Source organism: Streptomyces sp. NPDC001410 (genome assembly GCF_042895235.1).
In the GTDB taxonomy this organism is placed as follows: domain Bacteria; phylum Actinomycetota; class Actinomycetes; order Streptomycetales; family Streptomycetaceae; genus Streptomyces.
Genome location: NZ_JBIAWE010000024.1, coordinates 57,440 through 83,166, shown reverse-complemented (window position 1 = coordinate 83,166; position 25,727 = coordinate 57,440). Strand labels below are relative to the sequence as shown.

The 25,727-nt window shown below is 73.2% G+C and carries 23 protein-coding genes and 2 pseudogenes; 7 read left to right on the top strand and 18 right to left on the bottom strand.

Features of this window, described 5'->3' with window-relative positions; genetic code table 11:
- Positions 1 to 84 precede the first annotated feature (84 nt).
- Complete coding sequence (locus tag ACFY3C_RS39425; RefSeq protein ID WP_390774258.1) at positions 85 to 1,515, bottom strand: PLP-dependent aminotransferase family protein; 1,431 nt, start codon at positions 1,513 to 1,515, stop codon at positions 85 to 87.
- On the opposite strand from ACFY3C_RS39425, the pseudogene ACFY3C_RS39420 reads away from it, so the two are divergent.
- A pseudogene (locus ACFY3C_RS39420) lies at positions 1,506 to 2,351 on the top strand (EamA family transporter); the annotation flags it as partial. The gene ACFY3C_RS39425 and the pseudogene ACFY3C_RS39420 sit on opposite strands and share 10 nt — an antisense overlap.
- 129 nt (positions 2,352 to 2,480) lie before the next feature.
- Here the strand turns inward: ACFY3C_RS39420 and ACFY3C_RS39415 are convergent.
- On the bottom strand, positions 2,481 to 3,311 hold the full coding sequence (locus tag ACFY3C_RS39415; RefSeq protein ID WP_390774257.1) for an alpha/beta fold hydrolase: 831 nt from the start codon (positions 3,309 to 3,311) through the stop codon (positions 2,481 to 2,483).
- 106 nt (positions 3,312 to 3,417) lie between these two features.
- Complete coding sequence (locus ACFY3C_RS39410; protein ID WP_390774256.1) at positions 3,418 to 4,071, bottom strand: NADPH-dependent F420 reductase; 654 nt, start codon at positions 4,069 to 4,071, stop codon at positions 3,418 to 3,420.
- 136 nt (positions 4,072 to 4,207) lie between these two features.
- On the opposite strand from ACFY3C_RS39410, the pseudogene ACFY3C_RS39405 reads away from it, so the two are divergent.
- Both ACFY3C_RS39405 and ACFY3C_RS39400 read left to right on the top strand, forming a co-directional pair.
- Positions 4,208 to 4,330: pseudogene (locus ACFY3C_RS39405) on the top strand (RNA polymerase subunit sigma-24); the annotation flags it as partial.
- Between the two features lie 239 nt (positions 4,331 to 4,569).
- The gene (locus ACFY3C_RS39400; protein ID WP_386579822.1) at positions 4,570 to 5,331 is read left to right on the top strand and encodes a GntR family transcriptional regulator; all 762 of its coding nucleotides are present in this window, start codon (positions 4,570 to 4,572) and stop codon (positions 5,329 to 5,331) included.
- A 147-nt stretch (positions 5,332 to 5,478) separates the two neighbouring features.
- Here the strand turns inward: ACFY3C_RS39400 and ACFY3C_RS39395 are convergent, their stop codons facing one another.
- Positions 5,479 to 6,636, bottom strand: coding sequence for an ROK family transcriptional regulator (locus tag ACFY3C_RS39395; protein ID WP_390774255.1), 1,158 nt, complete (start codon positions 6,634 to 6,636; stop codon positions 5,479 to 5,481).
- A gap of 165 nt (positions 6,637 to 6,801) precedes the next feature.
- Here ACFY3C_RS39395 and ACFY3C_RS39390 point away from each other — a divergent pair, with 165 nt between their 5' ends.
- A complete protein-coding gene (locus ACFY3C_RS39390) occupies positions 6,802 to 7,245 on the top strand; it encodes a hypothetical protein (protein ID WP_390774254.1) in 444 nt (147 codons plus the stop codon).
- Here ACFY3C_RS39390 and mug read toward each other — a convergent pair.
- The 9 genes from mug to ACFY3C_RS39345 all read right to left on the bottom strand — a co-directional run bounded on the left by mug (position 7,206) and on the right by ACFY3C_RS39345 (position 17,626).
- Positions 7,206 to 7,739 (bottom strand): G/U mismatch-specific DNA glycosylase, encoded by a 534-nt coding sequence (gene mug, locus ACFY3C_RS39385; RefSeq protein ID WP_390774253.1) that lies wholly within the window; start codon positions 7,737 to 7,739, stop codon positions 7,206 to 7,208. The genes ACFY3C_RS39390 and mug overlap by 40 nt on opposite strands.
- 89 nt (positions 7,740 to 7,828) lie before the next feature.
- Entirely contained in the window at positions 7,829 to 9,271 is a 1,443-nt protein-coding gene (gene purB / locus ACFY3C_RS39380; RefSeq protein ID WP_386579830.1) for an adenylosuccinate lyase, read from the bottom strand.
- Between the two features lie 170 nt (positions 9,272 to 9,441).
- On the bottom strand, positions 9,442 to 10,230 hold the full coding sequence (locus ACFY3C_RS39375) for an SGNH/GDSL hydrolase family protein (RefSeq protein WP_386579831.1): 789 nt from the start codon (positions 10,228 to 10,230) through the stop codon (positions 9,442 to 9,444).
- 72 nt (positions 10,231 to 10,302) lie between these two features.
- The gene (locus ACFY3C_RS39370) at positions 10,303 to 11,316 is read right to left on the bottom strand and encodes a hemolysin family protein (protein WP_386579833.1); all 1,014 of its coding nucleotides are present in this window, start codon (positions 11,314 to 11,316) and stop codon (positions 10,303 to 10,305) included.
- The gene (locus ACFY3C_RS39365; protein WP_390774252.1) at positions 11,313 to 12,668 is read right to left on the bottom strand and encodes a hemolysin family protein; all 1,356 of its coding nucleotides are present in this window, start codon (positions 12,666 to 12,668) and stop codon (positions 11,313 to 11,315) included. The genes ACFY3C_RS39370 and ACFY3C_RS39365 overlap by 4 nt, the downstream gene beginning before the upstream one ends.
- Before the next feature lie 144 nt (positions 12,669 to 12,812).
- Positions 12,813 to 13,238 carry a GNAT family N-acetyltransferase gene (locus ACFY3C_RS39360; protein WP_390774251.1) on the bottom strand — a complete coding sequence of 142 codons (426 nt, stop codon included), beginning with the start codon at positions 13,236 to 13,238 and terminating at the stop codon, positions 12,813 to 12,815.
- 45 nt (positions 13,239 to 13,283) lie between these two features.
- Positions 13,284 to 14,177: an LLM class F420-dependent oxidoreductase gene (locus tag ACFY3C_RS39355; RefSeq protein WP_386579838.1), complete on the bottom strand. Its 894-nt coding sequence runs from the start codon at positions 14,175 to 14,177 to the stop codon at positions 13,284 to 13,286.
- A 64-nt stretch (positions 14,178 to 14,241) separates the two neighbouring features.
- Entirely contained in the window at positions 14,242 to 16,809 is a 2,568-nt protein-coding gene (locus ACFY3C_RS39350; RefSeq protein ID WP_390774250.1) for an ABC transporter permease, read from the bottom strand.
- Positions 16,810 to 16,813: 4 nt separating this feature from the next.
- Entirely contained in the window at positions 16,814 to 17,626 is an 813-nt protein-coding gene (locus ACFY3C_RS39345; RefSeq protein WP_386579842.1) for an ABC transporter ATP-binding protein, read from the bottom strand.
- Positions 17,627 to 17,797: 171 nt separating this feature from the next.
- Between ACFY3C_RS39345 and ACFY3C_RS39340 the strand changes: the two genes are divergently transcribed.
- Together ACFY3C_RS39340 and ACFY3C_RS39335 are read left to right on the top strand one after the other, a co-directional pair.
- Positions 17,798 to 18,040 carry a toxin-antitoxin system HicB family antitoxin gene (locus ACFY3C_RS39340; RefSeq protein WP_386579844.1) on the top strand — a complete coding sequence of 81 codons (243 nt, stop codon included), beginning with the start codon at positions 17,798 to 17,800 and terminating at the stop codon, positions 18,038 to 18,040.
- A gap of 4 nt (positions 18,041 to 18,044) precedes the next feature.
- Entirely contained in the window at positions 18,045 to 18,419 is a 375-nt protein-coding gene (locus ACFY3C_RS39335) for a fic family toxin-antitoxin system, toxin component (RefSeq protein ID WP_386579846.1), read from the top strand.
- Here the strand turns inward: ACFY3C_RS39335 and ACFY3C_RS39330 are convergent, their stop codons facing one another.
- Positions 18,420 to 19,112, bottom strand: coding sequence for a class I SAM-dependent methyltransferase (locus ACFY3C_RS39330; protein ID WP_386579848.1), 693 nt, complete (start codon positions 19,110 to 19,112; stop codon positions 18,420 to 18,422).
- 80 nt (positions 19,113 to 19,192) lie between these two features.
- On the bottom strand, positions 19,193 to 19,879 hold the full coding sequence (locus tag ACFY3C_RS39325) for an esterase/lipase family protein (protein ID WP_390774249.1): 687 nt from the start codon (positions 19,877 to 19,879) through the stop codon (positions 19,193 to 19,195).
- Positions 19,880 to 19,997: 118 nt separating this feature from the next.
- Between ACFY3C_RS39325 and ACFY3C_RS39320 the strand changes: the two genes are divergently transcribed.
- Entirely contained in the window at positions 19,998 to 22,163 is a 2,166-nt protein-coding gene (locus ACFY3C_RS39320; RefSeq protein WP_390774330.1) for a LuxR C-terminal-related transcriptional regulator, read from the top strand.
- Positions 22,164 to 22,416: 253 nt separating this feature from the next.
- Here ACFY3C_RS39320 and bioD read toward each other — a convergent pair whose 3' ends face one another.
- The 3 genes from bioD to bioB are packed head-to-tail and all read right to left on the bottom strand — an operon-like array spanning position 22,417 to position 25,625.
- Positions 22,417 to 23,133, bottom strand: coding sequence for a dethiobiotin synthase (gene bioD, locus ACFY3C_RS39315; protein ID WP_390774248.1), 717 nt, complete (start codon positions 23,131 to 23,133; stop codon positions 22,417 to 22,419).
- Position 23,134: 1 nt separating this feature from the next.
- Positions 23,135 to 24,424 carry an adenosylmethionine--8-amino-7-oxononanoate transaminase gene (locus ACFY3C_RS39310; protein ID WP_386580532.1) on the bottom strand — a complete coding sequence of 430 codons (1,290 nt, stop codon included), beginning with the start codon at positions 24,422 to 24,424 and terminating at the stop codon, positions 23,135 to 23,137.
- Positions 24,417 to 25,625: a biotin synthase BioB gene (bioB, locus tag ACFY3C_RS39305; protein ID WP_390774247.1), complete on the bottom strand. Its 1,209-nt coding sequence runs from the start codon at positions 25,623 to 25,625 to the stop codon at positions 24,417 to 24,419. The genes ACFY3C_RS39310 and bioB overlap by 8 nt, the downstream gene beginning before the upstream one ends.
- Between the last annotated feature and the right edge of the window lie 102 nt (positions 25,626 to 25,727).

Below are 25,727 nucleotides of genomic sequence, written 5' to 3'. Positions count from 1 at the left end.
CGGCCAGTGTGCAGAGCCACACCTACTGGGGCGCTGCGGCGCCCACGCAAACCGCAAGTGAACAACCGGGCGCCCGGCCGAGGGTCACCCGCCGAGCGCCTCGGCCATCAGGCGTACCCCGGCCCGGATCCGGGCCGGAGGCAGATGCGCGTACCCGAGCACCAGGCGCACACCGCCGTCACCGGTACGCGCGTGCGTGCAGGCGCTGAGCGGCCGTACGGCGATGCCGGCGTCGGCGACCCGCTTCAGGAAGTCCTCCTGCGGGCCGAACCGTTCGGGGAGTTCGGCGATGGCGTGCAGGCCCGCGGCGATCCCGGACACCCGCGTCTCGGGGAAGTGCTCGGCCAGGGCGGCGACCAGGGCGTCGCGCCGCTCCCGGTAGGCGCGCTGGCAGCGGCGCAGCTGCCGGTCGTAGTCGCCGCGCTCCAGGAAGTGCGCGAACAGCGCCTGGTCGAGCGAGGGATGGCCGAGGTCCATGGTCCGTTTGCGCTCGACGATCTCCTCCGTCAGGGCCGCGGGAACCAGCAGCCAGCCCAGTCGCAGCCCGGGGGCGAGGGACTTGCTGACCGAGCCCATGTAGGCGACACGTTCCGGATCGAGGCCCTGGAGGGCGCCCACCGGTGCGCGGTCGTAGCGGAAGTCGCCGTCGTAGTCGTCCTCCAGCACCAGGCCGTCCACCGACCGTGCCCAGCCGAGCAGTTCGGCACGCCGCCGCGCCGAGTACGCGATCCCGGTGGGGTACTGGTGGGCCGGCGTGGACACCACGGCCCGTACACCGGACGCGCGCAGCGGGCCGAGCGCCAGGCCGTCCTCGTCCAGCGGCAGCGGTACGGCGCCCAGGCCGGCCGCCGCGTACAGGCCGTCGTGCTGCGGACTGCCCGGGTCCTCGACCCCGATCGAGCGCATCCCGCGCGCGTGGAGCACGGATCCGACCAGGGCGCTCGCCTGGGCGACCCCGGAGACCACCACGATCCGCTCCGGGTCGGCCACCACGCCCCGGCGGCGGGCCAGCAGTCCGGCGAGCGCGGTGCGCAGCCGGGGCAGCCCGCGCGGGTCCGGGTAGCCGAGGTCGTGGTGCGGCAGCTCGGCCAGCACGGCACGCTGTGCGGCGGCCCAGGCGGCCCGCGGGAACAGCGAGAGGTCCGGCGTGCCCGGGACGAAGTCGGCCCGGGTGCCGGGGGAGCGGGGCGCGAGGTCCCGCGCGCCGGGCCGGGCCGCCCGTACCGCGTCGCCCACCCACGTTCCCGCGCCCCGGCCGCTGCGCAGATACCCCTCGGCCGTCAGCTGCTCGTACGCCTCCGTGACCAACCCCCGTGACACGCCGAGGTCGGCGGCGAGGTCCCGGCTGGACGGCAGACGGGTGCCGGGCGTGAGCCGGCCCGAGCGGATCGCCTCGCGCAGCGCCGCCTGGAGGGCACGACCACGCGCGCGCGTTGGTGCCGAGGCCGCGGGCAACAGCAGCTCCCACGCGGCGGAGCCCATGAGACCGGCCGTATTGGTCCCCGATGACGTCATGGAAGTGGACCTTAAACCGGACCACGCCGCTTCCTAGCGTCGCGGTCATGAAAGCCACCACCACCCGCGGCGCCCTCCTCGCCGCCCTCGCCTGTGTGCTCGTCGGCGGGTCCTTCACCGCCAACAGCGTCCTGGGCCACTACCCGTACGCCGGCGGCCAGTTCCTGCGCTACGCGCTCGCCTGCCTGCTGCTCGCCCCGCTCGTCGGACGGGACGCCGGTCCGCGGCTGCGCGCGCTCGGCCTTCGCCGGTGGCTCCGCCTCGGGCTGCTGGCGGCCGTCGGCATGGTCGGCTTCAACCTGGCCGTCATCGCCGCCGAACGCAGCGCGGAACCCGCGGTGCCGGGTGTCTTCGTCGGCTGCGCACCGGTCGTGGTGGCCGTCGTCGTCCCGCTCCTCGACGGGCGCCGCCCGCAGCGCGCGGTGCTCCACGGCGCCCTGCTCGTCGCCGCCGGCGCGTTCACCGTGCAGGGCTGGGGCCGTACGGACGGGCCGGGAATCGCGTTCTCGGCGTGCGCGCTGGGCGGCGAGGTGGGGTTCGCGGTCCTCGCCGTGCCGGTGCTGCGGCCGCTCGGGCCGCGGCTGCTGTCCGCGACGGTGAGCGCCGTCGCCGCCGTCGAGGCCGCGCTCGCCGGTGCGGTCCTGGACGGCGGCGCGTGGCTGCGCCGTCCCGGCGCCGCGGAGACCGCCGCGCTGCTGTGGCAGGCGGCGGTCGTCACCGTCGTCGGCTTCGTGTGCTGGTACATGGGCATGCAGCGGCTCGGAGCGGAGCGGGCCACGCTCTTCTCCGGGCTTATCCCGGTGGCCGCCGCCTGCACCGCCCCGCTGGTCGGCACCGGCTCCTACGGCCCCGTGCAGGCCGTGGGCAGCGCCCTGGTCGGTGCCGGGGTCGCCCTCGGCTCCGGCGCGCCGGGCCCCCTCGGCGAACGCCTGCCTGTCGCGCGGCGTCCCGTACGCCGGCGCCGGTCAGCGGCTGCCGTCGAGGATCACCCGGGCGACCAGCGCCGGATCGTCGCTCATCGGGCAGTGCCCGCAGCCGGGCAGCCGCACCAGCCGGGCGTGCGGGATGATCGTCTTGGCGCGGACGCCCTGGCGGCGCACGAGGAGCCGGTCCCGGGTGCCCCAGGCCACGGTGACCGGCAGGCCCGGCAGATCGTCGGTGAACTGGACGGTGGTGCCCGCCCGCAGGGTCGCGTCGAAACCGGTGGCCCCCACGAGCGCGAGCGTCTCGGCCACCACGGCCTCGGGTGAACGGCGTGCGGGACGGCCGTAGATGGTGCTCGTCAGCGCGGTGCGTCCGGCCGCCGTGCGCGACAGCCGCTCAACCAGGGGCAGCGGGAGCCGCTGGGCTATGCCCCGCATCGTGAGCAGCAGCGCGAAGGCGTAGCGCCGCTCGGGCTGCGTCCAGAAACCGGCCGGGGAGAGCGCCGTGACGGACCGTACCCGCTTCTCGCGACCCAGCTCCAGGGCCAGCAGGCCGCCCAGCGAGTTGCCGGCCACGTGCGGGCGGTCCAGCTCCAGCGCCTCGAACAGGGCGCCGAGCACGGAGTTGGTCGTGGGCAGGTCGTAGTCCAGGCCGGCCGGCAGGCCGGGGGACGCGCCGAAGCCCGGCAGGTCCACCGCGATCACCTCGCGCTCGGTGGCGAGGATGTCCACCACCGGGTCCCAGGCCTGCCGGTGATGGCCGATACCGTGCAGCAGGACCAGCGGTTCACCGCGTCCCACGCGCGCGTAGGAGACGGTCACGTCCTTCGGGCCGTGCGGAGTGGGGACCGTGAAGGAGACGGTGGCGGACATGGGGGTGCTCCTCGTCTGGGCTGCTGACGGACGCCGTAGACAGCTTGTCAGCAATTACTACCGACGGGTAGCCCCCCGGTGTGGCGCCGCCGCGCCCGCACCGGCCTCAATGCCCCCGGCGCACCTCGAAGTTGAAGTCCGCGTGCCCGAACTTCTGGAAGAGGTCGAACCACAGGGGCAGCAGCATCTCCACGGACCGTGCCGACCGGATGCCGCCCAGGTCCAGCACCCGGTCCGCCGGCCAGCCGAACTCCACGAGCAGTTCCGTCGCCTGCTGCTTGGCGGAGTCGTCGTCACCGCACACGAACAGATTGTGGTCGCCCGGCACCCGCGCCGGAGCCACCATCACCTGGCAGTTGACCGTGTTCAGCGTCTTCACCACGCGCGCGTGCGGGAAGGCCCGCTGGATCTGCTCGGCCACGCTGTCCGACTCCACCGGGTCGAGCCGCAGCCGTCCGTCCTCGAACGCCAGCGGATTGCAGACGTCCAGCAGGACCTTGCCGTGCAGGTGCTTCGCCCCCGCCGCGCGCAGCGCGTCGAGCGCCACCCGGCCGCCCACCGCATTGATGGCGACGTCGGCCGCCGCGGCCGCGTCCGCGAACGAGCCCGCGTGCGCCCGCCCGCCCGCGGCCGTCGCCCACTCCACCGCGATCGGATTGTCCTTCGTCCGGGACCCGAGGGTCACCTCGTACCCCAGCTCCACCAGCCTGCCCGCCAGCGTGCGGCCCACCTCTCCCGTGCCCAGCACCGCGTAGCGCATCGGTCACCTCCCGGACCCCGGCCGCCGGCCACCGACGGTCCGCGGACATTGTGGTCCGGACCGGTGCGGAACGGGTCGATTCCGCCTGGACGCCGAGGGGCGTGTCGGATGGGATGGGGCGGGCGTACGGCAGCTCGTGCTCACTCTTTCGGGGGACAAGCCCGACACCGTCTTCCAGGTGGACGTCGCCGACGGTCGCATCAGCACCGTGTACCTCATCCGCAACCCGGACAAGCTGCGGTCCCTGGCCGGCCGCTGAGCCGTACCGGCACGAAAGCCCAGGTCGTACGACACGGGCTTTGCCGCGATGTCACCCATGCGGCCGCGTACGAACGCCTCGTGAACGCTCCACGGCGCCGCCCCCGTGTGTTGCCTCAGGGATCGAGGATTGGTCTTGACCAAGGGTTTCGGCCGCCCTATGGTCGCAGATAAGTGCAACAACCTTTAATAAACAAGGGCGCTAAAAACCGCCGGACCACGGCTCTTGCGGAGGACAGGGTGGGGACCCAGCAGCTGGAATCGGTGCCGGAACCGAAGTACTGGCATCTCAAGACCGTGCTCAGTGAGGCACTCGACTCCGAGTTCTCGGTCGGCGAGATCCTGCCCAACGAGCGCGACCTCGCCGCCCGCTTCGGCGTGGCCCGTGCAACGCTCCGCCAGGCCTTGGAGCAGCTGGAGCTGGAAGGCCGGCTGCAGCGTCGCCGCGGTGTCGGCACGACCGTCGCGCCCCCGCGCGTGGGCGTGGCCGTCGGCAGCGAGCAGCACGCCTGGCCGGGGGCCGCGGACGACGCCTGGCAGCCGGTCGACTGCGTCCAGTCCGCGCCGCCGGTGGCCGTGGCCGCCGCCCTGGAGGCCGACTCCGGCGAGCCCGTGCACATCGTGCGCCGCTCCCGGATGTCCCACGGCCAGCTCGTCGCCACCGAACTGCTCTACGTCCCGGCCGCCTCGGTGCCCGACCTCACCGCGATCGACGCCCCGTCCGGCCCGGCACGCGCGCGTGCGGTGCTGCGCGAGCTGCAGCGCCAGGAGCTGGAGGGCCAGGACCGCGCCGTCGAGCTGGGCTCGGCCCGCGCGGACGACGCCAAGGACCTCGACCGGCTGCCCGGCGCACCCGTCCTGGTCGTCACCACCCGCTTCTTCGCGGGCGGCCGCACCGTGGCCCTCTCCGTGGCGACCTACCGCGCCGACACCTGCCGCCTCACCTTCGGCGACTCGCCCGACGTGGAGATACACCACGACCCCGAGCAGCGGGCCTCCTGAGCCTCAGCCGACCCCACCGCGCCCCGGAACCCCTCCGGGGCGCGCGGTGTCCCGCCCGTCCGCCGTGCAGCTCCAGGCACCAGGCCCCGCCCACCCGTGCTGATCAGGCAGCGCTGCCTCCCCGCGACGCGATCCGCCGGACAGGCCCTATCGCCGCGCCGTGACCGTGCCCTCCACCGCGAACAGCTGTTCCTCGACATGGTCGAGGGCGAGGCGGAGGGCGCCTGTGGCCACGGCTGCCTCGCCCAGGAGGGACAGCGTCACCCGGGGTGGGCGCAGGCAGTAGCGGGCGAGTTCGCGCCGCAGGGGATCGAGTACGCCGTCCAGGCCGGCCGCCCAGCCGCCGATCACGACCAGCTCCGGGTCGAGGGCCAGCACCAGCGCGGCCACGTCGTGGACCAGGCGCTGGATGAAGCGTTCGACGGCCGCCCGAGCCCGCTGGTCGCCCTCGCGGGCGAGTGCGAACACCTCTGCGACGGCCTGTTCGTCCAGCGGGTGCAGCGGCTCGTCGGTGGTGGACAGCAGCGTCTCCGGGGTCACCTCCCGGCCCAGCAGATGGAGCGCGCCGATCTCACCGGCCGCCCCGCCGTACCCGCGGTGCAGCCGTCCGCCGATCAGTGAACCCGCGCCCGGGCTGAGCCCGGCCAGCACGAACACCACGTCGTCCGTCTCCGTCGCCGCACCCTTCCAGTGCTCGGCGACGGCCGCCGCGTTGGCGTCGTTCTCCACCAGCACCGGGCACTTGAAGGAGCGGCTGAGCCGCTCGCCGAGCTTCAGGCCCGTCCACTGCGGCAGGGCCGTGCCCAGCCGTACCGTGCCGTCGGCCTCCACGATGCCCGGAGTGCCCACGCCCACCGCCCGCAGCGAACTGCGCGCGACCCCGGTCCGGCGCAGCAGCTCGGCGACGGCGCCGCGCAGTCGCTCCAGGCGTTCGTCCGCCGGGGCCGTCTCGTCCACCTCTTTGGCCTGCGCGCCCAGCACCCGTCCGTCCAGGTCCGAGAGGAGCGCGGCGACGCGGTGGGCGCCGATCTCCAGGCCCAGCAGATGCCCGGCCTCGGCGCGGAACCGGAATCGGCGAGCCGGTCGCCCCTGACGGCGTGCGGTGCCCTCCTCGGCCGCCTTCTCGACCACGAGCCCCGCTTCGATGAGCCCTTCGACGACTCCCTCGACGGTCGGCCGGGACAACCCCGTGACCCGGGTGATCTCGGTGAGCGTCGCGCAGTCCGTGGCACGCAGCGCGTGCAGCACCACCGCGGAATTGATCCTTCGCAGCAGCGAGGGATCGCCGCCGGTCAGCTGGCCCACCGTCGGTCCTCCCAGCTCGCGGGCGTGTTGGGCGGATCGTACTCGGCCGGGCCCACCCCGGCGAGTGCCGGGCTCCGGCGGCCCGGCACGAGGCGGCCTGGCGGCCCGGCACCGGCTTGCCTGACGGCCCGCCAATTGTCAGTGGGGCCCGCTTTACTGGATCACATGGACATCGCGAAGTGTCTGACCCTCATCGACCTGCTGTGCGCCGGGGAGTTCCCCACGGCGCACGGCAGGACGGAGCACGGCGCGAGCGGGCCCGGCTATCACCTGGTCGCCTTACAGACCAGCGGCGAGTTCTGGGAGGACGACGGCACCGAACGGGAGGAGACGGCGGCGCAGTACGAGGCCGACCGGGACGGCCTCGTGGAGCGGCTCACCGACCGGTGGGGGCCACCGCAGCACTTCAGCCTGCGCAGCGTCTTCGGTCGGACGACGGAGGGCGAGGACATACCCGAGCCGTGGGCCGGACTCAGTGGGCACGTGCCGGACGTCCACCTGTGGGAGGCGGCCGGGACGGGCCGATGGGTCGCCCTCGGCGTCTCCCAGTGGGACAAGGAGCTGCCCTTTCAACTCCTCGGCGTCGTGACCGAAACGGATCCCCCCTGATCCGACGCGCCGCCCGCGGCCTCCCGCAGCAGCGCGAACTCCTCCGCCATCGTCGCCGCCGTCCAATGCGCGTTCAGCCCGCTGGGATTGGGCAGCACCCACACCCGCGTGTCCCCGATCATCCGATCCTGCGGCCCCACTTGAGCCTTGCGGTCCCCGAAAGCCGCCCGGTACGCGGTCACCCCGACCACGGCCAGCCACTTCGGCCGCCGTCGCGTCACCTTGGCCGTCAGCAGCCGCCCGCCCTCGACGTACTCCTCGGCGCTCAACTCGTCGGCCCGCGCGGTCGCCCGGGCCACCACGTTCGTGATGCCGAGCCCGTACGACAGCAGCTCCTGCTGCTCCGCGGGCTTCAGCAGCCTCGGGGTGAACCCGGACAGGTGCAGCACCGGCCAGAAGCGGTTGCCCGGGCGGGCGAAGTGATGGCCCGTGGCCGCCGTCATCAGCCCCGGGTTGATGCCGCAGAACAGCACCTGGAGACCGTCCGCGACCACGTCGGGGACGAGACGGTCGCGGGCGGCCTCCAGTTCCGCCTGGGCAAGGGGGCTCCCTGCTCGAGCGGAGCCGAGAGCTTGGGGGAGGGTCAGAGGATCGCTCCGGGCGTGTAGCCGGCGGCCTCCGGGCGCTGCTTGACGATCTCCTCGATCCGGCCGACGACCACGCCGACCTGGTCGGCGGCCGCGCCGGTGAAGGACAGCTTGTCGGCCATCAGTGCCGCCAGCTGCTCCCGGTCGAGCGGCAGCCGCTCGTCGGCGGCGAGCTTGTCGAGCAGGTCGTTGCGCTCGGCGCCCTGCTCGCGCATGGCGAGCGCGGTGGCGACGGCGTTCTCCTTGATCGCCTCGTGCGCGACCTCGCGGCCGACCCCGGAGCGCACGGCGCCCATGAGCACCTTGGTGGTGGCGAGGAACGGCAGGTAGCGGTCCAGCTCACGGGCGACCACGGCGGGGAAGGCGCCGAACTCGTCGAGCACCGTCAGGAAGGTCTCCAGCAGGCCGTCAAGGGCGAAGAACGCGTCCGGCAGCGCGACGCGGCGCACCACCGAGCAGGAGACGTCGCCCTCGTTCCACTGGTCGCCCGCCAGCTCACCGGTCATCGAGGCGTAGCCGCGCAGGATCACCATCAGGCCGTTGACGCGCTCGCAGGAGCGGGTGTTCATCTTGTGCGGCATCGCCGAGGAGCCGACCTGGCCCGGCTTGAAGCCCTCGGTGACCAGCTCGTGCCCGGCCATCAGCCGGATCGTCTTGGCCAGCGAGGACGGCGCCGCCGCCAGCTGCACCAGCGCGGTCACGACCTCGTAGTCCAGCGAGCGAGGGTAGACCTGGCCGACCGAGGTGAACGCCTGCGAGAAGCCCAGGTGCCGCGCGATCCGGTCCTCCAGGTCGGCGAGCTTCGAGGCGTCACCGCCCAGCAGGTCCAGCATGTCCTGCGCGGTGCCGACCGGGCCCTTGATGCCACGCAGCGGGTAGCGGCCCAGCAGCTCCTCGACCCGGCCGTGGGCCACGAGCAGCTCGTCGGCGGCGGTCGCGAAGCGCTTGCCGAGGGTCGTGGCCTGCGCGGCCACGTTGTGCGAGCGGCCGGCCATGACCAGCTCGGCGTACTCGCCGGCCAGCTTGCCCAGCCGCGCCAGCACGGCCACCGTGCGGTCGCGCATCAGCTCCAGCGACAGCCGGATCTGCAGCTGCTCGACGTTCTCCGTCAGGTCACGGGAGGTCATGCCCTTGTGCACGTGCTCGTGCCCGGCGAGGTCGTTGAACTCCTCGATCCGCGCCTTCACGTCGTGCCGGGTGACCTTCTCGCGCTCGGCGATCGAGGCCAGGTCCACGGTGTCGAGGACGCGCTCGTAGTCGGCGATCGCCTCGTCCGGCACCTCGATGCCGAGATCCTTCTGGGCCCGCAGCACGGCGAGCCAGAGCTGCCGCTCCAGCTTCACCTTCTGCTCGGGGGACCAGAGCGTGGCGAGCTCGGTGGAGGCGTAGCGTCCGGCGAGGACGTTCGGGATGCGGGGCTTGGCGGGCGCAGAAGTCACGTGTCCAGATTCTACTGGCGGTTTGTGCAGGCCACCGCCAGGGCCCTCTTCAGCGGAAGCTACGAGACCTGCGTCACGACGGACTCGAATCGGCGAGCTGTGCCGGCATGTCGGCACGGTAAGGCGGGTGCCCGGGCCAGGCCCTGGCCTCCCCAAAGCTCACGAGTACGCTACGCCGGCCCCTCGTACGGCAGCAGCTCCGGCCGCTTCGCCGGGCGGCCGTCGCCGGAGGAGCGGCCGGTCAGGCGGCGGCCGATCCACGGCAGCAGGTGCTGCTTGGCGAACCGGGCGTCCGCGGCCCGCCGCGAGACCCACCCGGGCGGCTCGGTGGCCGGCATCGGCGTACGCCACTCGGCGTCCTCCGTCGGGTAGCCGAGCGTCTGCCACACCGCCTCGGCGACCCGGCGGTGCCCCTCGGCCGTCAGATGCAGCCGGTCCACGTCCCACAGCCGCGGGTCGGCCAGCGACGGCGCCCCGTACAGGTCGACGACCAGGGCGCCGTGCCGCTCGGCCAGCTCGTCGACGCAGCCGAACAGCTCCTCCATGCGCGGCCGGAACCGCTCCAGCACCGGGCCCTGCCGGCCGGGGCTGCGCATCAGCACGAGCTGCCGGCAGCTGGGGGCCAGCCGCTCGACGGCCTCCGTCAGCAGCCCCCGTACCCGGCCCATGTCGCACTTGGGCCGCAGCGTGTCGTTGAGCCCGCCGACGAGCGTGATCACGTCGGGGTTCATCGCGGCCGCCACGTCGACCTGCTCGTCCACGATCTGCCCGATGAGCTTGCCGCGCACCGCGAGGTTGGCGTACCGGAACCCGGGGGTGCGGGCGGCCATCCGCGTGGCGAGCAGGTCGGCCCAGCCCCGGTAGGAGCCGTCGGGCAGCAGGTCCGACATGCCCTCGGTGAAGGAGTCGCCGACCGCGACCAGGCTGGTGTGCGTGGGAGGTATGGGATTCGTCTGCATGGCGACAGCGATGGTATCCCGGCTCCATACCCAGCGGTCGGTCACCCCGGACGATCCGGGACGCGACGCCCCTCAAGCCGGCTGCGCGAACAGCTCCCGCAGCACGTCCTCCATGGTCACCAGACCGGCCAGCCGCCCGTCGTCGCCGAGCACGCCGGCCACGTGCGTACGGCTGCCCCGCATCGCGGTGAGGACGTCGTCCAGCGGGGTGCTCTCGCGCACCCGCGCGATGGGCCGCATGTCGCGCAGCCGGAACGGCGTGTCCCGGGGCAGGGCGTCCAGCGCGTCCTTGACGTGCAGATACCCGACGATCCGGCGGCCCTCGTCGACCACCGGGAACCGGGAGAAGCCCGAATCGGCCGACAGCCGCTCCAGCTGCTCCGCCGTGACGCCCACGCGGGCGTACACCACCCGCTCCAGGGGCACGACCACGTCCCGCACCGGCCGTCTGCCCAGCTCCAGGGCGTCGTGCAGCCGCTCCTGCGCCCGGTCGTCGATCAGTCCCGCCGCGCTGGCGTCCTTGACGATGTCGGCGAGTTCGGTGTCCGTGAAGGTCGCCGCGACCTCGCCCTTGGCCTCCACCCTGAGCAGCTTCAGCAGCCCGTTGGCGAAGGTGTTGATCGCGAAGATCACCGGGCGCAGCGCCCGGGACAGCGCGACCAGGGGAGGGCCGAGCAGCAGCGCGCTGTGCACGGGCTCGGCCAGCGCGATGTTCTTGGGCACCATCTCGCCCAGCAGCATGTGCAGATAGGTGGCCAGGGTCAGCGCGATCACGAAGGACACGGCGTGGCCCGCGCTCTTGGACACGCCGACCGCGTGGAACACCGGCTCCAGCAGATGCGCGATCGCCGGCTCGGCGACCACACCCAGGACCAGCGTGCACAGCGTGATGCCCAGCTGGGCGGCGGCCAGCAGCGCGGAGACGTGCTCCAGACCCCACAGCACGCTCTTCGCGCGCCGGTCGCCCTCCTGGGCGAGCGGTTCGATCTGGGAGCGGCGCACGGAGATCAGCGCGAACTCGGCCCCCACGAAGAAGGCGTTGACGACCAGCGTCGTCAGACCGATCAGCAGCTGTACGACGGTCATCGCGCCCCCTCCGTCTTCCCGTCGCTCCGCTCGGTGCCCTTCGCGTCGTCCAGCGGCGCGTGCAGCAGCACGCGGGCCGACCGGTGCCCCGAGGCGTCCACCACGTCCAGTCGCCAGCCGGCCACCTCGACTCTGTCGCCGACCTCGGGTATGCGGCCCAGCTCGGTGGCGACCAGGCCGGCCAGGGTCTCGTACGGCCCTTCGGGCACGCGCAGACCCACGCGCGCGAGCTGGTCGGTGCGGGCGGCGCCGTCCGCGGAGTACAGGGCCCGGCCCGTCTCGTCGGCGCCGGCGGGGGCGAGGTCGGGCGTCTCGTGCGGGTCGTGTTCGTCCCGTACCTCGCCGACGACCTCCTCGACGATGTCCTCCAGCGTCGCCACGCCGGCCGTGCCGCCGTACTCGTCGATGACGACGGCCATGGTGCGCTTGCCGGAGAGCCGGTCCAGCAGCCGGTCGACGGTGAGGGACTCGGGCACCAGCAGGGGCTCGCGCACCACCTGGGTGACCGAGCGGCGGGGCCGCTCCTCGGCGGGCAGGGCCAGGACGTCCTTGATGTGGGCGACGCCGACGACCGAGTCGAGGCTGCCGCGGTAGACCGGGAACCGGGACAGGCCCGTCGCCCGGGTCGCGTTCGCCACGTCCTCGCAGGTCGCAAGGGTGTCGAGGGCCACGACCTGGACGCGCGGGGTCATCACGTTCTCCGCGGTGAGGCCGGCCAGGTTCAGCGTCCGGACGAACAGTTCTGCGGTGTCCGCCTCCAGCGCGCCCGCCTTGGCGGAGTGCCGGGCGAGGGCTGCCAGCTCCTGGGGACCGCGCGCCGCGGCCAGCTCTTCGGTGGGCTCCACGCCGAGTCGGCGCACCACACGGTTGGCCATGTTGTTGAGGTGCGTGATGAAGGGGCGGAAGGTGGCGCTGAACCAGCGCTGTGGGTTGCCCACCCGCTTGGCCATGGCCAGCGGCGAGGAGATCGCCCAGTTCTTCGGCACCAGCTCGCCGACGACCATCAGGAACACCGTCGACAGGGCCGTGCCCAGCACCAGCGCGGCCGTGCCCGCCGTGGCGGACGAGAGCCCCATCGCCTCGAACGGCCCGGCGAGCAGCTTGGCGATCGACGGTTCGGCGAGCATGCCGACCACCAGGTTGGTGACCGTGATGCCGAGCTGTGCGCCGGAGAGCTGGAAGGTCAGGTTCCGTACGGCCTTCAGGGCGCCGGCCGCGCCGCGCTCGCCGCGCTCGACGGCCCGCTCCAGCTCGCCGCGCTCGACCGTGGTCAGCGAGAACTCGGCGGCCACGAAGGCGCCGCAGGCGAGCGAGAGCAGGATCGCCACCAGAAGGAGCAGCACTTCGGTCATCGGGTCACCCCAGTCCCATGATCGGGCAGGGCGGGGCGGAACGCGCGGTGTCGCGTACTGGGGGGATCGCCCATGGGCGGACGCTCACAACCTTTCATCGAGGACCGAGTGCTCCCCCCGATGGTAAAGGACGGGCAAAGTCGCCTAGTCGGTGAGCGGCTTCGTCCAGCGCCGCCACTGCTCCTGCGGCGCGTACCCGGCCGCCCGCCAGGCGTGGTGCGCCCTCTCGTTGCGGACCAGCACCATCGCGTCCCCGCGCCGCCCGCCGAGCTGTACGAACCGCTCCTCGGCGGCGGCCAGCAGCGCAGAGCCGATGCCCTGCCGCCGCCGCTCCGGATGCACCGCGAGCCGGTACAGATGGCAGCGCCAGCCGTCGAAGCCCGCGATCACCGTGCCGACCAGCTCACCCTCGTGCTCCGCGAGGATCAGCGCCTCGGGGTCGCGGGTGACCAGCCGCTCCACCCCCGCGCGGTCGTCGCTGATGCTGGTGCCCTCGGCGGCCGTCTTCCAGAAGGCGAGGACGGCGTCCAGGTCGGCGGGCCGGACGGCACGTATGCGCAATTCGATCATGGACTCAGCCCAGCACACCGGGCTGCTCCCGCCCGGGGAATTCCATCATGCGGACTCCTCCCCCAACCGGGCGATCACCGGAGCGAACGCCTCCATGTACGGCTCCAGGACGGTCAGGTACGAGAAACCGAACCGCTCCCGCTGCGCCCGCACCCGCGCCACGACCTCCTCCAGCGGGCCGGCCAGCACGATGGGCAGCGCCAGCGCGCGCTCCAGGGTCAGCCCGGGCTGCCGCTCCAGCAGCGGCTTCAGCACGGGCTCCGGGTCGTCGGTGACGGCCACCAGCTGGAGCAGCAGGTTCAGCTCGGCGGGTTCGGCCCGGCCCGCCGCCAGCTCCCGGTAGCGGGCCACCCGCTCGTCCACCGCCTCCGCGTCGACGGGCTCCAGCTTCCCCGTCGTGGTGCCCGGCACCAGCCGTGCCCCGGTGAAGCCGACGACGTCCGCGTGTTCCGCGGCCAGGCGCAGCATCCGCTCGCCGTTGCCGCCGAGCAGCAGCGGCACCCGGCTCTGGGTCGGGCGGGGCAGGTGATCCGCGGCGCCGAGCAGCCGGTCAAGCTCCTCGACCGTGCGCCGCAGATGGTCCACCCGCTCGCGCGGGGAGCCGTACGGCAGCCCGGCCGCCTCGTGCTCGGACTGGACGTAGCCGGTCCCCAGGCCGAGTTCGAGCCGGCCGCCGGTCAGCGCGTCCGTGGTCGCGACCTCGCGGGCCAGCAGGGTGGGGTTCCAGAGGCCCGCGTTCAGTACGAACGTGCCGAGCCGGGGTCGCTCGGTGGCCTCCGCGGCCGCGACCAGCGCGGGGAACGGCGCGACCATCCCGAGGTGGTCGGGGACCAGGATCACGTCGTACCCCAGCTCCTCGGCGCGGCGGCACTTGGCCCGCCACTCGGCGGCGGGCGACGGCGTGAGCAGACTGACCCCGAAACGGAACGCGCGCGGCATGAACTCTCCTCAACATCAGGTGACTTGAGTCTGTGACCGTGATTCCATCACGTCCGGGACACGCTCACTCGTGCGCGATCGCCGCCAGAACGTTCATCCGGGACGCCCGCAGCGCGGGCAGCAGGGCCGCCACGATGCCCACCACGGCCGAGCCGATCACCACCCCGACGATCGTGCCCCAGGGGATGGCGAGCGCGCTCATGCCCTGCAGGGCCAGCACCTGCTGGGTGCACACGCCCCACACGAGCCCGAGCCCCAGCCCGAGGACCGCGCCGAACACGGCGATCACCACCGACTCCAGCCGGATCATCCGCCTGAGCTGCCGCCGGCCGAGACCGATCGCGCGCAGCAGTCCGATCTCCCGGGTGCGCTCCACCACCGACAGGGCGAGGGTGTTGACCACGCCGAGCACGGCGATGACGATCGCGAGCCCGAGCAGCGCGTACACGAGGTAGAGCAGCACGGCGATCTGGTCGTGGACGAGTTTCTTGTAGTCGGCCTGGTCGCGCACCTGGACCTGCGGGTAGGGCTTCAGCGTTCGCTCCAGCCGGGAGCGCAGCTGGTCCGCGCCGGTGCCGGCGGCCTTGTCGACGTAGAGCGCGGCGTCCTGGCCGCCGGGCAGGTACTTCTCCACGGTGGCGATGCCGAAGAACAGCCCGCCCTGCATGCCGAATCCGCCGCTGCCGTCCTGGTCGGTGAGGGCGCCGACCCTCATCTCGGTGGTGCGGCCGCCGGGGAACTCGACAGGAAGGGTGCTGCCCAGGCGCACGTGGTGATTCCTGGCGAAGGTGACGTCCATGCCGAGGGCGCCGTCCGCGAGGGCCGCTGCGCTGTTCCCGGCCGCGTAGGTGACATGGGCGACCTCGTCCACCTGAGGGTCGTAACCGGCGGCGGTCGTCTCCACCCGTTTGCCGTCGGGCAGGCGTACGGCCACGGGCGCGAATCGCTGCCGTACGACGAGCCGTACGCCCTCGGTGCCGCGGACCTTGTCGGTGATCTCCTGGGTGAACGGCAGGAAGTTGGTGTTCTGGACGGTGAAGTCGGCGCCCAGCGTCTTGTCGATCTGCCGGTCGAACGACGCGGACATGGAGGCGCTCGCCACCGACATCCCCCCGACCAGCGCGAGGCCCACCATCAGCGCGGCCGCGGTGGCGCCGGTACGGCGCGGATTGCGCAGGGCGTTGCGCTGGCTCATCCGGCCGACCGAGCCGAACAGTGCGGGGAAGGCCCCGCCCAGGACCCGGATCACCGGGCGCACCAGCAGCGGTCCCGCGATGACGGTCGCGATCAGCGTCAGCACCACGCCGAGGCCCAGCAGGGAGGCCGCCGAGGCGGTCTTCGTGGCCGCCGCGCACCCGGCCAGCGCGGCCGCGCCGGCCGCCCCGACCACGGATCCGACGATCGCCCGCACCTTCAACGGCTTGCCCACACCGGCGACTTCCGCGTCCGCGAGGGCCGCCATCGGCGAGACGGCCGCGGCGCGCCGCGCGGGCAGGTACGCGGCGACGAAGGTGACGCCGACGCCGACGACGTACGCCGCGACGGGCGTCGCCCAGCCGATGACCATCTCCGTGGCCTTCAGGTTCATCCCGAACGCGCTCATCAGCCGGATCAGCCCGAACGCCAGGCCGATTCCGGCCGCGAGGCCCAGCGTGGAGCCGACCACACCGAGCAGCACCGCCTCGGTGAGCACCGACCGCCGCACCTGCCGCCGGTCGGCGCCCAGGGCCCGCAGCAGGCCCAGTTCACGGGTGCGCTGGGCGATCAGCATGGAGAAGGTGTTGACGATCAGGAAGATGCCCACGAGCACGGCGATGCCGGCGAATCCCAGCATCACGTACTTGATGACGTCCAGGAAGCCGCCGAGGTCGGCCGCGGCCGACTTGGCCTGCTCGTCGGCGGTCTTCAGGTCGTAGGTGCCGGTGCCGATGGCCGCGCCGACACGGCGCTTGAGTTCCGGGTCGCTCACGCCCTTGGCCGCGTCCACCGAGATGCTGGTGGCCCGGTCGGCGGAGCCGAGCAGTTCGCGGGCGGCCACCGCGGGGTCCAGGAAGACCAGGGCTGCGCCCGGGTTGGTGGTGGTGAACGTGGCGATGCCGACGACCCGGACCCGGAAGGTGCCCGGCTGCGCCTGGACGGTCAGCGTGTCGCCGATCCGTACGTGCTTCTTGTCGGCGGTGTCCGCGTCCAGCAGCGCCTCGCCCGCACCGTTCGGCGCATGACCGGAGGTCAGCTTCACCGGGCTGCGATGGGTGACGTACCAGGAGGTGGCGATCGTCGGGGCACCGGTGGTCGGGCCCACCGACTTGTTGGCGCTGTCGACCACCACCACGTTCTGCACCGACACGTCCGCGTGCGCCGCCGCGACCCCGTCGACCTTCGCCACCTGCGCCTTCAGGGCCGCGGGCACGGTCTGCACCGCGCCGCTGGGCACCGGGGACTTCAGGTCCTGCTTCGGCTCGACGGTCACATCGGCGGAGGTCGAGGCGAACAGCCGGTCGAAGGTCCGGGTGACGGTGTCGGAGAAGATAAGGCTGCCCGCGACGAACGCGACGGACAGCACGACCGCCAGCGCGGACAGCGCCAGCCGGCCCTTGTGCGCGAGGAAGCTCCTCAAGGTCGCCTTGAGCACCGCGTCAGTCCTCCAGGGCGGGGCTGTCGTCGCCGAGCCGTCCGCGCACCACGTCGAACGCCTTCATCCGCTCCAGTACGGCATCCGCGGTCGGCCGCTCCATCCGGTCCACGATCCGTCCGTCGGCGAGAAAGAGCACGAGGTCGGAGTGGGCGGCGGCGCCCGGGTCGTGGGTGACCATGACGACGGTCTGCCCCAGGTCGTCCACGGCGCTGCGCAGGAATCCCAGCACCTCCAGCCCGGCCCGCGAGTCCAGGTTGCCGGTCGGCTCGTCGGCGAAGATCAGCTCGGGCCGGGAGGCCAGCGCCCGCGCGCAGGCGACCCGTTGCTGCTGACCGCCCGAGAGCTGCGCCGGGCGATGGGTCAGCCGCCCGCGCAGCCCGAGGGTGTCTATGACCTGGTCCAGCCACTTCTCGTCGGGCTTGCGGCCCGCGATGTTCATGGGCAGCGTGATGTTCTCGGCCGCGTTCAGCGTCGGGATGAGGTTGAACGACTGGAACATGAACCCGATCCGGTCCCGGCGCAGCCGGGTCAACTCACGGTCCTTCAGGCCGGTGATCTCCGTGTCGCCGATCCAGACCTGACCGGCCGAGGCGTCGTCCAGTCCGGCCAGACAGTGCATCAGCGTGGACTTCCCCGAGCCCGAGGGACCCATCACGGCGGTGAACCGGCCGCGTGCGATGTCCACGTCGACCGAGTCCAGGGCGAGCACGGCCGTCTCGCCCGAGCCGTACGCCTTGGTCAGCCCGCGGGCGCGGGCGGCGATCCCGCCGTCCGGCGCCAGGCCCGGCGCGTACTCCGCAGCAGGTGTGGACAAGACCGCCTCCCGGTCGCCTGGACGTCCCGACTCCTGGTCGGGGCCGAGCCTAGTGTGACCCGTCGCACAGCCGGAATCCCCCCTGGGGCCGAGGAATCGGAGACCGTGTAAGGGGCACCTTCCGCCCGGCGGCTCTTGCCGTTGCTAGCATCTCGGCGCTAGCTTCGAAGCATGGCGAAGACCCAGCTGAACGTGCGCGTGGACGAGGACACCGCCCGCGCGGCCCGCGAGCGCGCCCTGGCCCGCGGCATGAGCGTCAACCGCTACATCGAAGAGCTGGTCAGACAGGACACCGGGGAGGCCGGCCGCACCTTCGTGGACGCCGCGGCCGACTTCATGAAGCAGTACGAGTCCGTGTTCGCCGAGGAGTTCACCGAGACGCGCGGCACCGACTCCGGCGCGGGTCGCAGCTGATCCCTTGAGCGATCTCAGCATCGACCTCGCCTGGCTGCTCATGCTCGCCGAACAGAGGACGCCCGGGGATCCGCAGGTCACGGACTGGGGCGCGCTGGTCGCCGCCGTCGCCCGGCACCGGGCCGAGATATTCGGCGTGCCCGTCTACGACACGCCGCACGCCCGCGCCGCGGCCCTGCTCCAGCTGCTCATCCACGTGCCCGCGCTGGAGCGCTCCAACGCGCTGTTCGCCTCGGCCGTCGCCTACGCCTATCTGGTCGCCGGCGGCCTGAAGGTCGTCACGACACCCGAGCAGGTCCGCGACCTCGCACGACTGGTCAAGAACGGCGAGGCGAGCATCGACGACATCGCCCGGGAACTGCGCCGCTGGAGTCTGTGATCAGCGCCGGTCCGGCTCCTCGGGCCGCCAGGCGGTCCCCAGCACGCAGTACGAGGCGGGCAGCTTCGGACCCTTCTCCGGCACCAGCATCCGGCGCAGCGGGCCGAGTTCGAACCCGGCCTCGCGCAGCGCGGCCACCGGCTCCCGGGACAGGTGGCAGCCGCCGTTCAGCGCCGGCCACAGCCTCCGGTCCAGGGTGCGCTGGGTCAGCGTCATCATCCGGCCGCCGCCCCGGCCGTGCTCGAAGAACCGCACCTCGCCGCCGGGCCTGAGCACCCGGCGTGCCTCGGCCAGCGCCCGCGGCACGTCCCGCACGCTGCACAGCACCAGCGACAGCACGACCGCGTCGAAGGCCTCGCTCTTGACGGGCAGCGCCTCCGCCGCCCCGGGCACCACGTCGACCGGCACCTGGGCGTGCCGCGCGGACTGCAGCGCCAACTGTCTCAGCAGCGGCTCCGGTTCGATCGCCACGACCTCCGCGACCGCCGCCGGGTAGTGGGAGAAGTTCAGCCCGTTGCCCGCACCGATCTCGATCACCCGCCCGGACAGCCCCGCGAGCAGCCGCTCACGCACCCCGGCCAGCCCGAGCCGGGACTCCGCGGCCACACTGAACCGGGCGTAGCAACGGGCGAACAGCGGGTGGTGGACGGGACTCTGCGCCACCTTGCCGGAACCGGCCGACGACAGCCGCATGGCAACCTCCCGGAGGACGGGCCTACTGGAGATTGTCCCCCCGTACGTCCCCGTCGCACCCCCGCCGAACGAGTCACGGCTCACGAGAGGAAGTCGTGCACCTGTTCGTAGACGCCGTGGTCGTTGTTCATGTCGGTGTGCGAGACGCAGCCGACGTCGACGTTGGTCGCCCCGCTCAGCTCGGCCGAGGTGTCGGGGTCGATCGCCTCGTCGCAGTCCGACCAGTAGGCGGCGTACGCCACACTGCCCGGCGTCTCGTCACCGGAGTTCAGCGCGGTCAGGAACGCGCTGCCCGTCTGCATCTCCTTGCACGAGGTGTACAGCCACCCGCACAGGGAGGCGACGGAGGTGCCGTGGTTCACCCCGGCCACCGACACGAAGTGGTCGACGTACGACGTCCCGCCGAGGTTCTTCAGGTAGTAGCGGCCGCCCAGCGCGCCCATGGAGTGGACGACGATGTCGACCTTCGAGGCGCCGGTCTGCGCCAGCACGCTCTTGACCTCGGCGGCCAACTGCTGGGCGGTGGTGGCGTTGGACTTCGTCCAGTCGTACGACCAGGCGAACAGCTCCGAGGAGCTGTATCCGTCGGCCTCGAAGTCCGCGACCCAGTCGTCCCAGCTGCTCGCCGAGCTGCTGATGCCGTGCACGAACACGATCGGATCGTGGCTTGCCGCGTGCGCGGGGGCGGCGGTGAGGGGGAGTGCCAGAAGGAGCGATGCGGTCGTCGCCGACAGTGCTGTGACGATGCGACGCTTGTGGCGCTGCATGATGCCTCCTGAAAGGGGTGGGGATGCCAGGAGTGTCGGGACGGGTCTACGCGCGCCGCATCGGTGAAGTCGCCAGTCTTTACTAATCAACTAACCCGCCAGTAACGTCGATCGTGTGGTGACTCCGGTCAACCCCCCACCCCAGCACCGCACTTCTTCACCGCCACCCTCGGAAGCCGTCCACGCCCGGCTCCTGCGCCTCGTGCACGACGATCCGCGCGCCGCCGCCGAGGCCGTACCGCGTCTGACCCCACGTCAGCGGGCCGGCCTGGACCCACTGCCCACCGAACCCGCCCTTCTGGCCCCGGAGTTGCTGCGCGCGCTGCGCCGGGAGATCAACGCCCTGCCGGACGACACCCGGCGCCTGCTCCTCCTCGCCGCCGCCGACCAGCATCCGGTGGCCGCCCACGCCTACCTGCGAGCGGTGGCGGCGGCCCGCCTGGACACCCGCCCGTTGGAAGCCGCCGAGGCGGCGGGGGTCGCCCAGGCCACGGCCGCGGGCGTCGTGTTCCGCGACGACTGGACGAGGATCGCCGCCTACGAGACCGCCTCCCCGGCCGACCGGCGCGAGGCCCACCGGCTGCTCGCCCGGGTGCTCGGCGGCGGCAGCGAGAGCGTCCGGCGGTCCTGGCACCGGGCGGCCGGGGCCCTGGGCCCCAGCAGACGGCTCGCGGCCGAACTGCGGACCTCGGCGGACCGCGCCCGCGCGAACGGTCAGCCGGCCCTGGCCGGGGCCCTCACCGAACGCGCCGCCACCCTCTGCCCCGACCCGCGCGAACAGGCCCGCCTCCTGACCCGCGCGGCCACCGACGCCTGGCACGCGGGCCGGCCCGACCGGGCGCACCGCCTCGCCTCCCGCACCGACACCCCCGCCCTCGACGGCGTCCTCGCCCTGCGGGCGGGCAACGCGGCGGAAGCCTTCGACACCCTGCTCGCGGCGGCAGCCGGCAGCAAACGCCCCGCCGAATCCGCCGAGTCACTGACCCTTGCAACCGAAGCCGCCATCTACACAGGCGACTTGAGACGGACCCACGAAGCCCGCACCCTCGCCCACCGCCTGGCCGTCCCACCCCCCGGCATCCTGCCCGGCCTCACCGCAGCGTCCGAGGGCGACTACGAGACCGCCCGCGATCTGCTCAGGGAAACGGCGGGGCACGGTGGGCTCGGCGGCGAGCCTGCCACCGGCAGCACCCCCACCCTCCTCCTCCACGCCGGCATCGCCGCCCTCATGCTCGGCGATCACACCCGCGCCGCCACCGCCACCTTGCGTGCCGCCGCCGCGGCCCGCGCCGGGGGCACGCCCGTGATCGAGGCCCAGGCGCTGGAGTTCCGTGTGTACGCCGACTTCTGGACCGGGCGCACCCGCGCCGCCGAGGCCGCCGCGCGGGAGGCCCTGCGCCAGGCGTACGCCACTGGGCAGGACAACGGGGCCTGCCATCTGCGGGCCGCCCTCGCCATGTTCGCGGCGGTCACCGGGGACGAGGAAGGCTGCCGGGCGCACGCGGCGGCCGCGCGTTCGCACGCCCTCGCCCGCGGTCTGGGTCTGCCCGCCGCGCTCGCCCAGTGGGCGCTGGCCTTCCTCGACCTCACCACCGGCCGTTTCCCCGCCGCGGCGGCCCGGCTGCGCGCCCTCGCCGGATCCGGCCCCGGACACGGCCACCGCGCCATCCGGCACCTGGCCACCCCGCACTACGTGGAGGCCGCCGTCCGCACCGGCGACACCCGCGTGGCCCGTGCCGCCCATGCCGACTACGAGCGCTGGGCCAGAGCCGTGGGCAGCCCCGACGACCTCGCCCTCAGCGCCCGCTGCCGGGCCCTGCTCGCACCCGGCACCGAGGCCGTGGAGCACTACCGGACCGCCCTCGACCTGCACGCCCGGGGCACCCGTGACCTCGAACGCGCCCGCACCGAGCTGCTGTGCGCGAGCACCCTGCGCAGGCTGCGCCGCCGAGCCGAGGCCCGCGACCGGCTGCACAGCGCCCTGGAGGCCTTCGAGTCCTTCGGCGCACCGCACTGCGCGGCCCGGGCCCGGGCCGAACTCCGCGCCCTCGGCACCCCGGTGTCCGCACCCGCGGCGACGGACCCGGCCGCCCTGCTCACCGCCCAGCAGCTGACGGTGGCCCGCATGGCCGCGGAGGGCGCCACCAATCGCGAGATCGCCGACCGGCTCGCCCTCAGTCCCCGCACCATCGACCACCACCTGCGCGGAGTCTTCGCCCGCCTGGGCATCCGCTCACGGATCGAACTGGTACGCCTCCTCGACGCCTCCACGGGCACCGACTAGGGGCGGTCAGGGGGACCGGGCCGTCTGCTCCAGCCGACGGCGTCACATCGGTACGACCGGGCGCGGTCGCGGGGCGCCCCCGCGCGAGCGGATCCGAGCGGGCCGGGCCCCGCGACTCCGGCCTGATCCGCACTCCGGCCTGATCCGCACTCCGGCCTGATCCGCACTCCGGCCTGATCCGCCGGACACACCCTGGGGCGCCTCCCGCATCCGAGCCTGCGGCCGCCAGAACGCCTCCGTCAGAACGCCGCCCTCAGGGCGCCTCCCGGATCCGGAACGCCTCCGCGTCCCACGTCCCGTACAGGCGCGGGGCCAGCCACTCCGGTGCCGCCGTGCGGAAGTCGGCGGGCTGGAGTGCGCCGGCCCCTGCGGGCAGTGCGCCGAGCAGCGGGGCGGCGGCCACCTCCGGCAGGTCCATGACGTTGCAGCGGGAGGCGAGGTCGGGGGCGTCGGGCCAGCTGCCGATCACCACGCCGGCCGGCTCCAGCCCGCGCGCGCCCAGTTCACGGGCCGTCAGCTCCGTGGTGTTCAGCGTGCCGAGCCCGGCGGAGGCCACGACCAGCACCGGCGCGTTGAGCAGCCGGGCCGCGTCCGCCAGCGTCCCGCCCGCCGCGTCGAACCGTACGAGCAGCCCGCCCGCACCCTCGACCAGCACCAGATCGTGCTCGGTGGCCAGCTTGGCCGCGGCCTCGGCCACCTCGTACGGATGCACCGGGGCCATCCCGGCCCGCCGGGCCGCCGTACCCGGGGCCAACGGCTCGGGGTAGCGCGCGAGTTCGACGGCCGTGACGGCCCCGACGAGCCGGGCGACCTCGTCCGCGTCGCCGCGCTCGTCCGGCCGTACCCCCGTCTGCGCGGCCTTCAGCACGGCGACCGACTGCCCGGCCGCGAGCGCCGCGGCGGCGACGGCCGCGGTCGTGACCGTCTTGCCGACCTCCGTACCCGTCCCCGTGATCACCAGTACCGGCATCTCATCCCTCCCGCGCCGCGGCGCACACCGCGCGTGCGATCCGTGCCACGTCCGCGTCGTCCGTGACGTACGGCGGCATCGTGTAGACCAGGTCGCGGAACGGGCGCAGCCACACGCCCTCCCGCACCGCGGCCCGGGTTGCCGCGGCCATGTCCACCTCGTGGTCGAGCTGGACCACCCCGATGGCGCCGAGGACGCGGACGTCCTTGACGCCGGGAAGGTCCGCGGCCGGAGCGAGCCCCGCGCGCAGGCCCGCCTCGATCCGCCCGACCGCCGACCGCCAGTCCTGCCCGAGCAGCAGCTCGATGGAGGCGCAGGCCACGGCCGCCGCCAGCGGATTGCCCATGAAGGTCGGCCCGTGGGCGAGCACCGGCACCTCACCGCGCGAGATGCCGTCCGCGACCCGGGCGGTGCACAGCGTCGCCGCCATCGTCAGATAGCCGCCGGTCAGCGCCTTGCCCACGCACATCACATCCGGGGTGACACCCGCGTGCTCCGCCGCGAACAGCGCACCCGTGCGCCCGAACCCGGTGGCGATCTCGTCGAACACCAGCAGCACGTCGTGCGCGTCGCACGCCTCGCGCAGCACCCGCAGATACGCGGGGGAGTGGAACCGCATCCCACCCGCGCCCTGCACCACCGGCTCCACGATCACCGCTGCCAGCTCGTCGGCGTGTCGCCCGATCGCCGAGCGCAACTCCTCGGCGTACGACTCCTCGTACTCGGCCGGAGGCGGGCCCACGAACACCTGGCGCTGGAGCACGCCGGTCCACAGCTCGTGCATCCCTCCCTCGGGGTCGCACACCGACATCGGCTGCCAGGTGTCGCCGTGGTATCCGCCCCGCCAGGTCAGCAGCCGCTGCTTGCCGGGGCGGCCGAGCGAGCGCCAGTACTGCAGGCACATCTTCACGGCGACCTCGACCGACACCGACCCGGAGTCGGCCAGGAACACATGCTCCAGGCCGTCCGGTGACATGTCGACAAGGAGCTTCGCCAGCCGTACGGCGGGCTCGTGCGTGAGCCCGCCGAACATCACATGGCTCATCCGTCCCAGCTGCTCGCGCGCCGCCTCGTTGAGAACCGGGTGGTTGTAGCCGTGGATCGCCGACCACCACGACGACATGCCGTCGACGAGTTCGCCCGAGCCGTCCGCGAGCCGCAGCCGGACCCCGCTCGCCGACTCCACGACGAGCGGTTCGACACGCCCGGGCATCGGACCGTACGGATGCCACACGTGCCGGCGGTCCAGCTCCAGCAGTTCGGGCACGCTCGGACCGGACGGGTCAGGCATTGGGCGCGAGGTCCGTTCCGGCACCCCGGCGGCGGACGGCGACCAGGTCGGTGCGCGCCTCGTTCGTGGCCGGCCCGGACGCCGTACCGCACACGTCCCCTCCTTCGTGCGAACCGCAGACGGATCCGCACCCGGCCTCGCCGTGCGACCCGCAGCCCGCGTCGGCGTGCGACCCGCAGCCGCCCCCGACCGCCGTCGCCCGGTGCTCCGGCAGCGTCACCTCGCCGGCGCCCTCCACCTCGAACCCGGCGTCCGCGATCATCTCCAGGTCGGCCTTGCCGGCCTGGCCCTCGCTGGTCAGGTAGTCGCCCAGGAAGATGGAGTTGGCCAGGTTCAGCGCGAGCGGCTGCATCGTGCGCAGGTGGACCTCGCGGCCGCCCGCGATGCGCACCTCGACGTCGGGGCAGACGAAGCGGACCATCGCGAGGATGCGCAGGCAGCGCTGCGGGGTGAGGTTCCACTCCGCGGAGAGCGGGGTGCCCTCCATCGGGATGAGGAAGTTCACCGGAACGGAGTCCGGGTCCAGCTCGCGCAGCGACAGGACCACGTCCACCAGGTCCTCGTCGGTCTCGCCCATGCCGGCGATGAGCCCCGAGCAGGCGGACAGACCGGCGGCGTGCGCCTTCTGCACCGTGTCCACCCGGTCGGCGTACGTGTGGGTGGTGGTGATGTCCCCGTACGTGGCCTCGGAGGTGTTCAGGTTGTGGTTGTAGGCGTCCGCGCCCGCCTCGCGCAGCCGTTCGGCCTGACCGTCGGAGAGCAGACCGAGGCAGGCGCACACCTCGACGTCCTCGTTCTGGCCCTTGATGGCCTTGATGGTCTCGGAGACCCGGTCCACGTCCCGGTCCGTCGGGCCGCGCCCGCTGGCCACCAGGCAGACGCGCTTGGCGCCCCCGGCCACGCCCGCCGCGGCGGCCTGGGAGGCCTGGTCGGGCTTGAGCCAGGTGTACTTGAGGATGTCGGCCTTGGAGCCGAGCCGCTGGGAGCAGTAGGAGCAGTCCTCCGGGCACAGCCCGGACTTCAGGTTGACCAGGTAGTTGAGTTTCACGCGCCGGCCGAACCAGTGCCGGCGCACCTTGCCGGCCGCGGCCACCACATCGAGCAGGTCGTCGTCGGAGGTGGCGAGCACGGCGAGTGCTTCCTCACGGGTCGGCAGCTCGCGCCGCAGCCCCTTGTCCACCAGCGTGTTCAGCAGGTCCATGAGGCCCGATCCTGTCCTACGGGACCGCTTCCGGCCAAGGAGAGTCTGCACAACGGATGCGGATCACCGTGTGGGTATTGCCACACCCTGGGTGGTCGGGCG